Genomic DNA, 14,324 nt, shown 5'->3' on the forward strand with positions numbered 1-14,324 from the left:
CTCGCGCGGCTGCTTTCCGGCGAGTGTAGCGTCTGCCGCAGTGCCGATAAGCCATGCCCCGGCGCGAAGGGGCTCAGCCGGCGCGGCGCAGCACCGGCCCGATGCGCGCGACGGGGCGGGCGGGCGGCGCCTCCGCCTCGGCCAGCCTGCCGCGATACAGCGCGGCGACCAAGTCGGACTGCGCCACCATGCCGGCCAGGCGGCGCTCCCGGTCGACGATCGGAACCTGATGCAGGCCGCCTGCCATCACCGGCACCAGCGCGACGATATGCGTGTCCATGGGGACGGTGCGGACCGGCGCGGCCATGATCTGGCCCACGACTTCCGGCTTCTCGGAAAAGGCGCCCGGCGCCGGCCGCAGGAAGCGCCGTAGCCGGCCCCGCAGCCCGTCCAGCCGGTCGAGATCGGCATGCTTCACGAAATCCGCCAGCGTGACGATGCCGATCACCCGCCGCGCCCGGTCCAACACGGGCAGGGCGCGGACCCTGTGCCGCCGCAGCAGCGTCCAGGCCTCCTGCAGGGGCGTGCCGAACTCCACCGCGACGACGTCGCGCGACATGATGTCGGCGCAGGTGATCTCGCCCAGGCAGCGGTGGTAGGACGCCATCTCCGCCTGGCGGAACAGGCTTTCCAGGTCGTCGCGGGCGATGTCCAGCACCTGGTCATGGCGTTGCAGCACGGCGTCCAGGTCGGCCGTGGTGAAGCCCAGCCTTTGCGTCGGCTCAGGATCCCGGGTCTGGTGGCTGTTCGCGGGCTGCGGCGCATGCGGGTAGCGCCGCCCCACCAGGTTGTTGAAGGCCATGGCGGCCAGGACCAGCAGCACCGAGTTGACGCCCACCGGGTTGAAGGCGAACTCCCAGCCTGCGGCCTGGATGGCCGAGCCACCCGTCGCCGTCAGCAGGGCGACCGCTCCGCCCGGTGGATGCAGGCAGCGCAGCGCCAGCATGGTGCCGATCGCCGCGGCCACCGCCACGGGGGCGGCGATCAACGGGTCGGCAATCCAACCCGCACAGATGATGCCGATACCCGCCGAGATCACATTGCCTGCCAGCACCGGCCAGGGCTGCGCCAGCGGGCTGGCTGGCACGCCGAACAGCAGCACGGCGGAGGCCCCCATCGGCGCGAGCAGCAACGGCGGAGCCCCGCCGGAGCCGACCAACAGGCGCGTGGCAAAGCCGGCGACCAGCAGGCCGAACAACGCGCCAGCGCAGGCGCGCAGCCGTTCCATCCAGCTGATCCGCAACGGCGCCGGCAGCAACTCGCGCAGAAAATCGGTCATCGCCGCAGCTCCAGGCTGCGGTCGTCATGCAGGAGGCCAGAAAACATGCAGGAAGGCTCGAAGCGGGGCAGCGTTCATACTGTCTCTGCCGGAAAGGGCAATCCGGAGTTGTCCGCGCGGAGTCCCACGGCCTTCAGACCGCTGCGGCCTGTCCTCGACAACGGCTTCGGCCCTGGCTGCGTGATCGGGACACCGCCTCACCTGCCTAACCAGAAATGGCGGAAGCAGATTGAGGAAAGGCAAGAGCGGCGCGCGGCATAAACCCCGCGAACAGGACGCTGCGGCGGGCTTCGATGACCCGGACGCGGGAACCTTGTCATTGCCGAAAAAGGAAGGGGCAAGGACCTCTCGGTCCCTGCCCCCGTCCGACTTGCCGCAGCGGCTGGCTTACGCCGCCTCGCTCTCCGCCCGGCGCGCGTGCTTCTTGCGCTCATGCGGGTCGAGATGGCGCTTGCGGAGCCGGATGGCGCCCGGCGTCACCTCCACCAGCTCGTCATCCTCGATATAGGCGATGGCCTGCTCGAGGCTCATCCGCCGCGGCGGCGTCAGCAGCAGCGCCTCGTCCTTGCCGGCGGCACGGATGTTGGTGAGCTTCTTCTCCTTGATCGGGTTCACTTCCAGGTCGTTGTCCCGGGAATGCTCGCCGAGGATCATGCCGACATAGACCTTCACGCCCGGATCGACGAAGAGCGTGCCGCGCTCCTGCAGGTAGAACAGCGCGTACTGCACCGCCTCGCCGTCCGAGTTGGAGATCAGGCTGCCGTTGCGCCGGCCCTCGATGGTCCCGGCCCAGGGGCCGTAGCCATGGAACAGCCGGTTCATCATGCCGGTGCCGCGGGTGTCGGTCAGGAACTCGCCGTGATAGCCGATGAGGCCGCGCGAGGGGATGAGGAAGGTGAGCCGCACCTTGCCGCCGCCCGAGGGCCGCATGTCCTGCATCTGGCCCTTGCGGAGCGACATCTTCTCGACGACGACGCCGGAATAGGCCTCGTCCACGTCGATCAGCGCCTCCTCATAGGGCTCCTCGCGGGCGCCGGTCTCCGGGTTCTCGCGGGTCAGGACGCGCGGCCGCCCGATGGTCAGCTCGAAGCCCTCGCGCCGCATCTGCTCGATCAGCACGCCGAGCTGCAGCTCGCCGCGGCCGGCGACCTCGAAGCTGTCGGCCTCCTCCGAATCCTTCACCTTGATCGCGACATTGCCCTCGGTCTCCTTGAAGAGCCGGTCGCGGATCTGGCGGGAGGTGACCTTCTTGCCCTCGCGGCCGCCGAGCGGGCCGTCATTGATGCGGAAGGTCATGGCCAGGGTCGGCGGATCGACCGGCAGCGCGGGCAGCGGCTCGGTCACCTCGGGGGCGGCGATGGTGTCAGGGATGGTCGCGTCCGAGAGGCCGGCGATGGCGATGATGTCGCCCGCCTGCACCTCCTCGACCGGCACGCGCTCGAGGCCGGAGAAGGTCATCAGCTTGGTCAGCCGGCCGCTCTCCACCACCGTGCCGTCCTGGCGCAGCACCCGCACCGGCATGTTGAGCCGCGCCGTGCCCTGCTCGACGCGGCCGGTCAGGATGCGGCCGAGGAAGTTGTCGCTCTCGAGGATGCTCGCGTTCATCGCGAAGGGCTTGTCGAGCTCGACCTTCGGCGCCGGCACATGGCTCAGGATCAGGTCGAAGAGCGCCGAGAGGTCCTTGCGCGGCCCGTCCATGCTCAGATCGGCCCAGCCCTGGCGGCCGCTGGCGAACATGGTGTGGAAGTCGAGCTGCTCGTCCGTCGCGCCGAGGGCGGCGAAGAGGTCGAAGACCTCGTTGTGCACCTCATCCGGCCGGGCGTCCTGGCGGTCCACCTTGTTGATGACGACGATCGGCTTCAGGCCGCGGGCCAGCGCCTTGGTCAGCACGAACTTGGTCTGCGGCAGCGGTCCCTCGGCGGCGTCGCAGAGCACGATGGCGCCGTCCACCATGGAGAGGATGCGCTCCACCTCGCCGCCGAAGTCGGCGTGGCCGGGGGTGTCGACGATGTTGATCTTCACGCCCTTCCACTCGACGGCGGTGGACTTGGCGAGGATGGTGATGCCGCGTTCGCGCTCCAGGTCGTTGCGGTCGAGCGCCCGCTCGGCCACCTGCTGGTTGGCGCGGAAGGCGCCGGCCTGCTTCAGGAGGTTGTCGACCAGCGTGGTCTTGCCATGGTCGACATGCGCGATGATCGCGACGTTACGGAGTTCCATACGGGGTCATGTCCCTGGGTGCCGCAACGCGAAACGACGCGCCCCGGTCGCAAGGGCGATCGGCTCGGGCGGCGCAGCAGGGCGGCATGTTGCGCCGCACAGATAGGGCGAGGCCGCCGGAAATGCGAGCCTTAAAGCCGCAGGGCAGCCGGAACCTGGGCGCAAGGCGTCACAGGCGAGGACGGCGGCGAGGGTTGCCGCCGTCCTGCCGGGTTCAGCGTCTGGTGTTGTCGCCCGGCATGTTGCCGGTGCCGCCAGGAGCCGTCTGCATCTGGCCCGGCCTGGCGCTCGGATCGTTGGCGCCGCGGCCGCCGCTGCCAGGGGCGAGCGGCACGGCCGAGCCCTGGGCCGGCTGCTGGCTGCGGCCCTGCATGTTCTGCGGCGTGCTGCCGAGATTGCCGGCGGCCGGGGAGCCGGGGGTGGCGGCATTCACGCCGCCGGTCTGGCTGCTGTCGCTGCTGCCCTGGGCGAGGATGATGCGAGGGAATGCCTCCGTCCCGGCCGGGCCGGCAGCGAAGGCAGGACTGGCGATAACCGCCGCGCCGAGCGCGACGGCAAGCATGTCGATACGACGCATGGGGCCTCTCTCTGGCGTTTGCGGGCGGCCTGCCGATTGCCTCGGCTGGGACGGAGCCTCGACTTTTCCTGCGAAATGCGAAGGACCCGTTGCGGCCTGCCCGCGTCAGCCCAACACGGAGGCGACGGGGTGGTTCCCCGTACCGGCCAGGATCGCCGTCTTGAGATCCCCCTGCGGCCGGGCGCCGAAATGCGAGATGATCTCGGCAGCGGCAGCGGAGCCCCAGCGGCCGCATTCCGGCAGGGGCAGGTCGCGCGCATAGCCGGCGAGGAAGCCGGCGGCATAGGCATCGCCGGCGCCGGTGGTGTCCACCACCCGGGTCGGCACGGCGGCGATCTCGTGCCGCTCCGCCCCGGCGACGACGAGGCTGCCCTGGGCGCTGCGGGTCAGCGCCGCCAACCCCACCTCCCCGGCGGCCAGCCGCGCCGCGGCCTCGAAATCCGTGGTCTCGTAGAGGGCGAGGAGCTCGCTCTCATTGGCGAAGAGGATGTCCACCTCCTCCCGCACCAGGCGACGGAAGGCCTGGCGGTGCCGCTCGACGCAGAAGGAATCCGAGAGGCTGAGGGCCACCTTGCGGCCATGCCGGTGGGCGATCCGCGCCGCCTCCATGAAGGCGGCCTGCGCCGCCGGCGGATCGAAGAGGTAGCCCTCCATATATAGCACCCGGGCGCGCGTCACCTCGGCCTCGTCGACATCGGCGGCGGAGAAGTCGACGCAGGCGCCGAGATAGGTGTTCATGGTGCGCTGCGCGTCCGGCGTGACAAGGATCAGGCAGCGCGCGGTCGGCGCGCCGCCGGCCAGCGGGGCAGTCGGGAAATGCACGCCGGCGGCCCGGATGTCATGCGCGAAGACCCGGCCGAGCTGGTCATCCGCCACCTTGCCGAGGAAGCCGACCCGGGCGCCGAGCGCCGCGGCGACGGCGCAGGTGTTGCCGGCCGAGCCGCCCGAGCTCTCGGTGCCCGGGCCCATGGCGGCGTAGAGCGCCTCCGCCTCCTCGGCGCCGACCAGGCGCATCGCGCCCTTGACCAGGTTGTGCGTCTCCAGGAAGGCGTCCTCCGCCCGGGCGAGCACATCGACGATGGCGTTGCCGATGCCGAGGATATCGAGGCTGGGTTCGCTCATCTCGGTCGCGACCTCACGGGGCTGGCGGGCGTTGCGGCCCGGGCTGGCCCTCGCGGCCGGCCTTGATGACACTGGGTCTGGCGGATAACCCGCAACGCCGCGTGGCGGCAACCGCCGCCTGGCCATTCTGCCTGGGCCATCGCTGGATGGGACGATGCTCGCCGCCTGCACCCTGACGCTTCGCCAATTGACGGACCCCGCCTTCCTCGCTCCCCTCGCCAAGGGGCTGCTCGGCGCCGTCGCGGTCTTCGCCGGGCTCGCCCTCCTCGCCGCCTGGGGGACCAGCGCGCTGGCCGGGGGCACCGGCTGGCTGGCGACCGCCGCCGCGACCTTCGGCGGGCTGCTCACCCTCGGCCTGGCCTATTGGCTCTTCATCCCGGCCATGCTGGCGATCTCCGGCCTGTTCCTCGATCCGGTGGCGGGGGCGGTGGAGCGGCGCTTCTATCCAGGCCTGCCGCCAGCGCGCGGCGCTTCGCTCGGCGCCCAGATCGGCTTCAACCTGAAGCTCGGCCTGGTGATGGCCGTGCTGTCCCTGCTCGCCCTGCCGCTCGTCTTCTTCGCGGCGCCCTTCGGGGCCGTGGCCTTCTGGCTGATCTCGACCGTCGCCCTCGGCCATGGCCTGTTCGAGGGAGTGGCGCAGCGCCGCATGACGGTGGAGGCGGCGCGGGCCCTGCGGCGCGGCCGGGAGTGGCGGGTGCTCGGGCTTGGCGCGGTGCTGGCGACGCTCGCCCTGGTGCCGATTGTGAACCTTCTCGTGCCGGTTCTGGGCACGGCGGCGATGACGCATCTCCTGCATCGTGGTTGACTGGAAATACCGGAGAAAAAATCCTCTCGGAAATGCGATCTCTCGGTTGTGTTACCGAGACCTTGCATGATAGCCGGGGACCTTGCGCGACACGCCGCGCCGGACCACCCGGACGCCTGGTTCGCTCATGCTCTGAAGGGGGGCAGCATGGCCATTTTCGGCCGCAAACGTGACGAGGGGCCGGCGTCGCCGGCCGCCGAGCCGGCACCGGTGGCGCTTCCGGCCAGCCGGGATTCCGATATCGGCGTGCCGCCTTTCCGCCCCGCATTGAAGGACTCGCCCAGCATGTCCATGGCTCCGAAGCCGACCGCCACGCCCGCCGCGCCGAGCGTCGGCATCCGTCCCACCCCGGTGGGGGCCCAGGTGGGGACGTCGACGGCGCCGGTCGGCGTGCCGTCCCGGCCGCCGATGCGCAGCGAGGCGAGCGAGCGCCGCACCCTCGTCGTCGGCCGCGGCATCAGCCTGCAGGGCACCGTCTCGGATGCCGAGCGCCTCGTCGTCGAGGGAACGGTCGAGAGCCAGATGATCCAGGCGAGCGAGCTCTTCGTCGCCCAGTCCGGCGTCTGCAAGGGCGAGCTGCAGGTCGAGGATGCGGAGATCGCCGGCCTGTTCGACGGCACCATCACCGCCCGCAACAGCCTCGTCATCCGCTCGAGCGGCAAGGTCAACGGCGTCGCGCGCTGCCGCAAGCTCTCCGTCGAGGAAGGCGGCCAGGTCTCCGGCCAGATGGAGATGCTGACCGACGCCCAGGCGACCGCCTCGCGGCCGGCCACGCCCGCCCCGGCGATGCCCGCGCCCGCCGAGGTCTGATCCCCAGCCCGCCGCCGGGCAGCCGGCGGCGGGCCGCTTCCCTCACCCATCCCCGCGGCCCGAACATGGCGAAGACGCCCTGGCTGCGCCTGCTGCTCCTGCTGCCCATCGCCGGCTGCGCCGCGCGCGGCGAGCGCGAGGCGGCCGCCCTCCGCAGCGCCATCGAGAGCAGCCAAGCCAGCCTCGCGGCCCTCGCGCCGCAGCAGCCCACGCCCCTGGCCACCCAGCCGGTGTCCCCCGTTTTCCCGCCGCCCGCCCCATCGCTCGGCGCCTTGCCGGTCGCGGCCTCCGCCGTCCCGACCGCCGCCGCGCAGCTTCTCGGCGCGCCGCCGGACGCGCTGCGCCGTTGGCTCGGCGAGCCGTCGCTGCGCCGCGCCGAGGGCAGCGCCGAGGTATGGCTCTATGCCGGCCCGGCCTGCGCGCTCGATCTCGTGCTCTATCCGGCGGCCGGCTGGCTCGGCGTGGCGCATGCCGCGGCGCGGGCGAGCGGGACCGAGCCGCGCACCGAGGCCGCCTGCCTCGCCGAGCTCGCCGCCCGGCGCAGCGCCTGAGCGTCGCGACGCGGGCGATCCGCCGCGAGGGGGCTGGACGCGGCGGCCGCGACTCCGCCCAATCCGCTCCTTCGAATCGAGCAGCCGCGGCACCGCCCCTTGTCCCTGTATCTCGACGTCTTCGTGCCGCCCTTCGGGCTGCTGCTGCTCGGCGCCCTGCTGCGCCGCCACCTGCTGCGGGAGGAGGCGGTCTGGGCGGGGATCGAGCGGCTGGTCTTCTGGGTGCTGATGCCCGCCCTGCTCTGCTCGGCGATCGCCGCGGTCGATCTGGCGACGCTGCCGATCGGCGGCATGGCGGGCGCGATCTGGCTCTCCCTGCTCGGCGGCGCGGCGCTGAGCCTGGGCCTGGCGCGGCTGGCGCGGGTCGACCATCCGGCGATGACCTCGGTCTTCCAGGGCGGCATCCGCTTCAACAACCTGATGGGCTTCGCCGTCACCGGCAGCCTGTTCGGCGCCGCCGGCACCTCCCTCGGCGCCATCACCACCGGGCTGATCGTGCCCTTCGCGCAATTGCTGACGACGCTCGCCTTCTCGCTCGGCGGCGGCAACGGCATCTCGTTGCTGCGGGCGCTGCGGCAGCTGGCGCTGAACCCGCTGCTGCTCGCCTGCCTCGCCGGCTTCCTGCTCGCCGCGCTGGGCGGCCTGCCGCATGGCCTCGCGCCGCTGGCCCGGACGCTGGGCCAGGCCTCAGTCGCGCTCGGCCTGCTCTGCGTCGGCGCGGCGCTCACGCCCGGTGCGCTGCGCAGCCGGCTCGGGCTGCAGCTGGCGACCGCGGCGATCAAGCTGCTGCTGGTGCCGGCCATGGTGCTCGGGCTCGGCCGGGCCTTCGGGCTGGAGCCGCTCGCCCTCGCCTCGGCGCTGATCTTCATGGCCCTGCCGACGGCGACGACGAGCTACGTCATGGCCCGCGCCATGGGCGGCGACGCGCCGCTGATGGCGGCGCTGACCACGCTCGAGCACCTGCTGGCGGTGATCACCCTGCCGCTGTGGATTCTCATTCTCGCCCCGTGACGGGAGGCCGGGCTTTCCGGTAGATGCGAGCAGCGGATCCCGGCCCGCGCCGCCCGCCCCGCCGGGGCGCGGCGAGCGGCAGCCGGGAGCGCTGGCGATGCAGGGCGAATGCGATGCTGGGACGGCGTGGACTGCTTTCGGGAACAGGGGCGGCGGTATTGGCCGCCGGCGCGGCGCGGGCGCAGGCCTGGCCGGACCGGCCGCTGCGCTGGGTGGTCGGCTATCCGCCGGGCGGCGCCAGCGACACCTTCGCCCGGCTGATCGGCGGCCATATCGGCACCCGACTCGGCCAGAACGTCGTGGTCGAGAACCGGCCGGGCGGCGGCGCCGTGGTGGCCAGCGAGGCGGTCGCCCGCAGCGCCCCCGACGGCTACACGCTGCTGCATGTCGACAACGGCATCCTGGTCTACAACCCGGCGCTCTACAGCCGCCTGCCCTACGACCCGGACAAGGACTTCCAGGGCGTCGGCTTCATCGGCCGCTTCCCGCTCTTCATCGTGGTCCGGCCGGACGACCCGGTGCGGGACTTCGCCGACTTCCTCGCCCGCTCCAAGGTCAGGGTGCCGAATTACGGCTCGCCGGCCGTGGCCTCGCCGCATCACCTGGCGATGGAGATGGTCAAGCGCCGCACCGGGTTGGAGGCGACGCATGTCCCCTATCGCGGCGGCCCGGCGGCGATGCAGGACCTGCTGGCCGGCAATCTCGACAGCGTGGTCATCGACTGCGCCTCGGGCATCCCCTTCATCGCCACCGGCAAGGTGAAGACGCTCTGTTGCTTCTCCGAGGCGCGCAGCCCGCGCGCGCCCGACGTGCCGACGCTGCGCGAGCTCGGCCATGCCAACGCCGTCGCCTATGGCTGGCAGGGGATGAGCGTGCCCACCGGCACCCCGGCGCCGGTCGTGGCGAAGCTGGCCGAGGCGCTGCAGGCCGGCGTCGCCGCCGATGACGTGAAAGCGCGCTACCGCGACCTCGGCATCGAGGCGGCGCCCTGGAGCCCGACGGAGTTCCAGCACTTCGTCGCCCGCGAGAATGCCGAGTGGCGGCCGCTGATCCGCGAGCTCGGCATCCGGCTCGACGGTTAGAGCATTTCCCGTTCACCTGCCTTCACGGCAGATGCTCTAGCCTCTTGTTTTCAGGGCATCTTCATCCGTTCGAGCGTTTCCACTCGAACGGGATCTGCTCTGAACCATGATCCGCTCACACAGGGTCGCGGATCATGGTCCAGGCTGTTGTTCGATCACGTGATTCACGCCTTTCGGCGAGTCCACCTCAAGCGATCACGCTCCAATGGCAGCGGTCCTCATGCGTGACCGCACGAGGCCCCTTCAAACGCCGGGCGCAAACCTCCGGCAGTTTGGCTTCGCGGCGGCGCGCGCATTTTGTTGGTAACTCGGATGCGGCAGATCCGGGGGCATGCCGCTCAGCCTGTTCCGCTCCCTCGCCCGCGCCCGGCGCCGCGGCAACCTCAACCCTCCGGCCGAATGGCTCAGGCAGCAGAACCGCGAGGCGGAGATGCTGCGCTGGAGCGTGAAGGTGCTGGGCAACGACCTGGTGCAGCGCCACTACGCCGCCGGCCTGGCCGGGCCCGGGGTGGCACTGCCGCAGGCCCCGGCGCCGGCCGGCCTGACCAGCCGCACCTGCCGGCAGGCCGATATCGAGGGCCCCTGGGTGCGCCACTGGTGCCGCGCCCTCGGCACGACGCCCTTCTACCACCGCAAGCTCTGGGAGGATTGCTACATCCTCCAGGTGCTCTGGGAGGCCGGGCTGCTGCAGCCCGGCCGCCGCGCCCTCGGCTTCGCCGTCGGCGAGGAGCCGCTGCCGGCCATCCTCGCCTCCCACGGGGTCGAGGTGCTGGCGACCGACATCGCCGCCGAGGATGCGCGGGCGCAGGACTGGATCGCCACCGGCCAGCACGGCCGCGGCACCGACCGGCTGTTCCGCCCGCATCTCTTCCCGAGCCGCGCCGCGTTCGACCGGCTCGTCAGCTTCCGCAGCGCCGACATGGCGCAGCTGCCCGAGGCGCTGCTGGATGGCAGCCGGGACCTGGTCTGGTCGGCCTGCTCGATGGAGCATCTCGGCTCGCACGAGGCAGGGCTCGCCTTCGTCGAGACGGCCATGCGCTGCCTCCGGCCCGGCGGCATCGCGGTGCATACCACCGAGATGAATCTGGACCCGGCGGGCCCGACGCTCGATCGCGGCAGCACGGTGCTGTTCCAGCGGCAGCATCTCGAGGCGCTCGAAGCCCGGCTGGCGGCGCGCGGCCACCGCATGCTGCCGCTCGACGACACGCATCCGGCCGGCGCGCTGGACCAGTTCGTCGATGTCGCGCCCTTCGAGGAAGGGCGCGTGCCGCTCGGCCCGATCACGCCGCCGCATCTCCGGCTGTCGATCGCCGGCTACCCGGCGACCTCGGTCGGAATCGTGGTCGTCGCGGGGCAGCAGGTGCCGTAACTATTCCGCAATTCCATGCTGTTATTGGTTGAACCTCAACCGGAGAACAGTGGACCGCCGGCCGATGTTGCAGCGCCTCCTCCGCCGCTTCCGCCACCGCCTGCAGCGCTATCTCCACTACCGCCCCGAGCGGCGCTACATGCGCGGCTGAGCGCCGCCGGCCTTCTGGCGGCATGGGGGCCATGGGGGGGGCGCGCCCGCCTCAAGGGGCGAGCGCATCCTTCAGCCATTGCTCGCCGACCGTGGGCAGGCCGGCCCAGGCGGTGTCGCCGGAGACCCGGGTGACCAGGATCTGCGCCCCGCCCCGCAGCTCCTCGGGCAGGGCCCGCAGCAGGTGGTCGCGCAGATAGCCCGGCGAGACGCCGGTCTCGAGCAAGGTGGCCCCGGCCGACAGCCGCCAGTGTTCCGGGGCAATCTGGAAGATCGCCTCGAAGAAGCGCGTCTCGTCCTCCGATTCGATGGCGGCGAGGTCATGCAGGATCAGGCTCAGGGCCATGCGAGTCCCCCTGGTCAGGCCGGGAGGGCGCCGGCCGCGCTGAGGTGGACAATGGCAAACCCACCATGGCTTGCAACAGCTTCCGCAACCAATGTGCGATGGCAATGGGCCGGGTCGCGCTCCAGGCAGAGCAGGCAGACCCGCCCCTCGCGCGCCGAGGCCGCCAGCTCGCCGAGCGCCGCCTGCGCCTCGGTGCCCGCCAGCCGCGCCCCGAAGATCCGCCGCATCTCGCCGTAGCGCCCCGCCCGGACCGCGGCCCGCCCCTCGGCCGGGGTGCCGAGGGCGCGCATGTGCCGGTAGCCGATGCCGGCCGCCTCCAGGGACTGCGACAGGGCACGCTTGGCGAAGCCGGGGCGGCGGCTGTTCGCCAGCTCCCGCACATCGACCAGGGTGGTCACCCCGGCCTCCCGCAGCGCCCCGATCAGCCGGTCGGGCGTCGCATCCTCGTAGCCGATGGTGAAGAGCGGCGAGTCCGCCATCCCAGGGACGCCAGGCCGTCAGCGGGTCGAGGCGGCATGCGCCGCGAGGCAGGCCATGTCGAGGAGCTGGCCGACGCCGGCATCGACCGGGACGATCTGCACCGGCTTCGAGAGCCCCATGAGCAGCGGCCCGATCGCCGTGCCGCTAGTCAGGTGCGGCACCGCCTTGGTGAGGATATGGGCGGCGTGCAGCCCCGGCATGACCAGGACGTTGGCCGCGCCGGTCAGGCGGCAGAAGGGGTAGAGATGCGCCATGAGGGCCGGGTTCAGCGCGACATCGGCCGCCATCTCGCCATCATACTCGAAATCCACCTGCCGCTCGTCGAGCAGCTTCACCGCCTCGCGGATGCTGCCGGGGATGGAGCCCTTGGGGTCGCCGAAGGTCGAGAAGGAGAGGAAGGCGACCCGCGGCTCGTGCCCGAGCCGGCGCGCCGCGGCGGCGGACTGGGTGGCGATCTCGGCCAGCGTCGCGGCATCCGGCCGCTCATGGATCGCGGTGTCGGCGACGACGACCGTGCCGGAGACGCGGGCGAGCAGCAGGGTCAGGCCGAACATGACGCTGCCCGGCACCGGATCGATCACCGTGGTGATGCCCTCCAGCGCCACCGCATAGCTGCGGGTCACGCCGGTCACCAGCGCATCGGCATCGCCCGTCGCCACCATGCAGGCGGCGAAGACGTTGCGGTCCTGGTTGACCAGGCGCTGGCAGTCGCGGAACAGGAAGCCGTGCCGCTGCTGCCGGCGGTAGAGGAACTCGGCATAGCGCCGGTTGCTGTCCGACAGCCGGGCATTGCGGATGACGATGCCCGAGGGCAGCGGCAGGCCGAGGGCGCGGGTCGTCGCCTGGATGCGGTCCTCCCGCCCGACCAGCACCGGCGTGCCGTAGCCCGCCTGCTGGAAGGCGATGGCGGCGCGGATGACCTTCTCCTCCTCGCCCTCGGCAAAGACGACGGTCTTCGGATTGGCCCGCACCCGCTCGGTGATGAGCTCGAGCGCATTGGCCGTCGGGTCCAGCCGGCCGGCGAGGCTGCGGGCGTAGCGGTGCAGGTCGGGGATCGGCCGCCGCGCCACGCCGCTGTCGATCGCCGCCTTGGCGACGGCGACCGGCACGCGGCTGATCAGCCGCGGGTCGAAGGCGTTCGGGATGATGTATTCCGGGCCGAAGCGCAGCGACTTGCCCGCCCCGGCCGAGCCCACCTCCTCCGGCACGTCCTCGCGCGCCAGCAGGGCGAGCGCCCGGGCGGCGGCGATCTTCATCGAGTCGTTGATGGTGCTCGCCCGGACATCGAGGGCGCCGCGGAAGATGAAGGGGAAGCCGAGGACATTGTTGACCTGGTTCGGGTAGTCCGAGCGCCCGGTGGCCACAATGCAGTCCGGCCGCGCCGCCCGCGCCTCCTCCGGCGTGATCTCGGGGTCGGGATTCGCCATGGCGAAGATGATCGGCTTGTCGGCCATGGCGCGGACCATCTCCTGCGTCACCGCACCCTTGACCGAGAGGCCGAAGAAGACATCCGCCCCTTCCAGCGCCTGGCTCAGCGTGCGGGCCTTGGTCTCCACCGCATGCGCCGACTTCCACTGGTTCATGCCCTCGGTGCGGCCCCGCCAGAGCACGCCCTTGGTGTCGCACATGATGATGTTCTCGGGCCGCATGCCCATGGCCCGCAGCAGCTCGGCGCAGGCGATGGCGGCCGAGCCGGCGCCGTTGATGACCAGCCGGGTCTCGGCCAGGTCGCGCCCGGTCAGGTGCGCGGCGTTGATCAGCCCGGCGGCGGCGACGATCGCCGTGCCGTGCTGGTCGTCGTGGAAGACCGGGATGTCCATCACCTCGCGCAGCCGCTGCTCGATGACGAAGCACTCGGGCGCCTTGATGTCCTCGAGGTTGATGCCGCCGAAGGAGGGGCCGAGGAAGCGTACGGCATTGACGAACTCGTCGGCATCCTCGGTGTCGAGGCAGAGATCGATGCCGTCGACATCGGCGAAGCGCTTGAAGAGGGCCACCTTGCCCTCCATCACCGGCTTCGAGGCGAGCGCGCCGAGATTGCCGAGGCCGAGCACCGCCGTGCCGTTGGAGATGACGGCGACGAAATTGCCCTTGGCCGTGTAGTCATAGGCGAGCTTCGGGTCGCGATGGATGTGCAGGCAGGGCTCGGCGACACCGGGGCTGTAGGCGAGGGAGAGATCGCGGGCGGTGATCAGCGGCTTGGTGAGGCGGATCTCGAGCTTGCCCGGCCGGCCCTCGGCATGCAGCGCCAGCGCCTCCTCCGGGGTGACGCGGGCGGTGCGGCCATCGGCGAGCGCGCCGGCGAGGCCGGCCTTCGGTGAATCGTCCATGGAACTTCGTCCTCCCGCTCGCCAGCCGGGGCGCCATTGGCCGCGGGCGCCCCTTCCCATCCGGCATTTAGCACTACCTGGGCACTTCAAGTCAGGCCTTGCCACCTCCATCTGGTCGCTGACGGACGTTGTGAGAGGTGGAGATGGCAGGATTGGGCGGCGTCGGCGGCGATCTCGATCGCTGGCTGGAGCCGT

Annotated in this window: 13 protein-coding genes; 6 read left to right on the plus strand and 7 right to left on the minus strand. The window is 71.6% G+C overall.

Going from position 1 to position 14,324, the window contains the following annotated elements:
• Positions 1-73: 73 nt before the first annotated feature.
• From HJG45_RS20935 to HJG45_RS20950, 4 genes are all read right to left on the minus strand, one after another.
• A complete protein-coding gene (locus HJG45_RS20935) occupies positions 74-1,279 on the minus strand; it encodes an HPP family protein (protein ID WP_171614693.1) in 1,206 nt (401 codons plus the stop codon).
• 387 nt (positions 1,280-1,666) lie between these two features.
• Positions 1,667-3,496, minus strand: coding sequence for a translational GTPase TypA (gene typA / locus HJG45_RS20940; RefSeq protein WP_171614695.1), 1,830 nt, complete (start codon positions 3,494-3,496; stop codon positions 1,667-1,669).
• A gap of 214 nt (positions 3,497-3,710) precedes the next feature.
• The gene (locus HJG45_RS20945) at positions 3,711-4,073 is read right to left on the minus strand and encodes a hypothetical protein (protein ID WP_171614697.1); all 363 of its coding nucleotides are present in this window, start codon (positions 4,071-4,073) and stop codon (positions 3,711-3,713) included.
• A 105-nt stretch (positions 4,074-4,178) separates the two neighbouring features.
• Positions 4,179-5,195, minus strand: coding sequence for an adenosine kinase (locus HJG45_RS20950; RefSeq protein ID WP_171614699.1), 1,017 nt, complete (start codon positions 5,193-5,195; stop codon positions 4,179-4,181).
• 154 nt (positions 5,196-5,349) lie between these two features.
• Here HJG45_RS20950 and HJG45_RS20955 point away from each other — a divergent pair, with 154 nt between their 5' ends.
• The 6 genes from HJG45_RS20955 to HJG45_RS20980 all read left to right on the plus strand — a co-directional run bounded on the left by HJG45_RS20955 (position 5,350) and on the right by HJG45_RS20980 (position 10,823).
• Positions 5,350-6,000 (plus strand): EI24 domain-containing protein, encoded by a 651-nt coding sequence (locus HJG45_RS20955; protein WP_171614701.1) that lies wholly within the window; start codon positions 5,350-5,352, stop codon positions 5,998-6,000.
• A gap of 285 nt (positions 6,001-6,285) precedes the next feature.
• Positions 6,286-6,810 carry a polymer-forming cytoskeletal protein gene (locus tag HJG45_RS20960; RefSeq protein ID WP_254452682.1) on the plus strand — a complete coding sequence of 175 codons (525 nt, stop codon included), beginning with the start codon at positions 6,286-6,288 and terminating at the stop codon, positions 6,808-6,810.
• Between the two features lie 65 nt (positions 6,811-6,875).
• A complete protein-coding gene (locus tag HJG45_RS20965; RefSeq protein ID WP_171614703.1) occupies positions 6,876-7,361 on the plus strand; it encodes a hypothetical protein in 486 nt (161 codons plus the stop codon).
• Positions 7,362-7,460: 99 nt separating this feature from the next.
• On the plus strand, positions 7,461-8,372 hold the full coding sequence (locus tag HJG45_RS20970; protein WP_171614705.1) for an AEC family transporter: 912 nt from the start codon (positions 7,461-7,463) through the stop codon (positions 8,370-8,372).
• Positions 8,373-8,485: 113 nt separating this feature from the next.
• Entirely contained in the window at positions 8,486-9,454 is a 969-nt protein-coding gene (locus HJG45_RS20975) for a tripartite tricarboxylate transporter substrate binding protein (protein WP_171614707.1), read from the plus strand.
• Positions 9,455-9,785: 331 nt separating this feature from the next.
• Positions 9,786-10,823: a cyclopropane-fatty-acyl-phospholipid synthase family protein gene (locus HJG45_RS20980; RefSeq protein ID WP_171614709.1), complete on the plus strand. Its 1,038-nt coding sequence runs from the start codon at positions 9,786-9,788 to the stop codon at positions 10,821-10,823.
• A 202-nt stretch (positions 10,824-11,025) separates the two neighbouring features.
• Here the strand turns inward: HJG45_RS20980 and HJG45_RS20985 are convergent, their stop codons facing one another.
• Genes HJG45_RS20985 through HJG45_RS20995 form a run of 3 tightly spaced genes read right to left on the minus strand, consistent with a single transcriptional unit; the run spans position 11,026 to position 14,129 of the window.
• Positions 11,026-11,319 carry a hypothetical protein gene (locus HJG45_RS20985; RefSeq protein ID WP_171614711.1) on the minus strand — a complete coding sequence of 98 codons (294 nt, stop codon included), beginning with the start codon at positions 11,317-11,319 and terminating at the stop codon, positions 11,026-11,028.
• A gap of 14 nt (positions 11,320-11,333) precedes the next feature.
• The gene (locus HJG45_RS20990) at positions 11,334-11,798 is read right to left on the minus strand and encodes a DUF488 family protein (RefSeq protein ID WP_171614713.1); all 465 of its coding nucleotides are present in this window, start codon (positions 11,796-11,798) and stop codon (positions 11,334-11,336) included.
• Positions 11,799-11,816: 18 nt separating this feature from the next.
• The gene (locus HJG45_RS20995) at positions 11,817-14,129 is read right to left on the minus strand and encodes an NADP-dependent malic enzyme (protein WP_171614715.1); all 2,313 of its coding nucleotides are present in this window, start codon (positions 14,127-14,129) and stop codon (positions 11,817-11,819) included.
• Between the last annotated feature and the right edge of the window lie 195 nt (positions 14,130-14,324).

The organism is Roseicella sp. DB1501 (assembly GCF_013112485.1).
Lineage (GTDB): Bacteria > Pseudomonadota > Alphaproteobacteria > Acetobacterales > Acetobacteraceae > Paracraurococcus.

Bases quoted from the DNA above. Each gene is read 5' to 3' on its own strand.
- HJG45_RS20935 (WP_171614693.1), bottom strand. From the start codon at position 1,279: ATGACCGATTTTCTGCGCGAGTTGCTGCCGGCGCCGTTGCGGATCAGC.
- typA (WP_171614695.1), bottom strand. From the start codon at position 3,496: ATGGAACTCCGTAACGTCGCGATCATCGCGCATGTCGACCATGGCAAG.
- HJG45_RS20945 (WP_171614697.1), bottom strand. From the start codon at position 4,073: ATGCGTCGTATCGACATGCTTGCCGTCGCGCTCGGCGCGGCGGTTATC.
- HJG45_RS20950 (WP_171614699.1), bottom strand. From the start codon at position 5,195: ATGAGCGAACCCAGCCTCGATATCCTCGGCATCGGCAACGCCATCGTC.
- HJG45_RS20955 (WP_171614701.1), top strand. From the start codon at position 5,350: ATGCTCGCCGCCTGCACCCTGACGCTTCGCCAATTGACGGACCCCGCC.
- HJG45_RS20960 (WP_254452682.1), top strand. From the start codon at position 6,286: ATGTCCATGGCTCCGAAGCCGACCGCCACGCCCGCCGCGCCGAGCGTC.
- HJG45_RS20965 (WP_171614703.1), top strand. From the start codon at position 6,876: ATGGCGAAGACGCCCTGGCTGCGCCTGCTGCTCCTGCTGCCCATCGCC.
- HJG45_RS20975 (WP_171614707.1), top strand. From the start codon at position 8,486: ATGCTGGGACGGCGTGGACTGCTTTCGGGAACAGGGGCGGCGGTATTG.
- HJG45_RS20980 (WP_171614709.1), top strand. From the start codon at position 9,786: ATGCCGCTCAGCCTGTTCCGCTCCCTCGCCCGCGCCCGGCGCCGCGGC.
- HJG45_RS20985 (WP_171614711.1), bottom strand. From the start codon at position 11,319: ATGGCCCTGAGCCTGATCCTGCATGACCTCGCCGCCATCGAATCGGAG.
- HJG45_RS20990 (WP_171614713.1), bottom strand. From the start codon at position 11,798: ATGGCGGACTCGCCGCTCTTCACCATCGGCTACGAGGATGCGACGCCC.
- HJG45_RS20995 (WP_171614715.1), bottom strand. From the start codon at position 14,129: ATGGACGATTCACCGAAGGCCGGCCTCGCCGGCGCGCTCGCCGATGGC.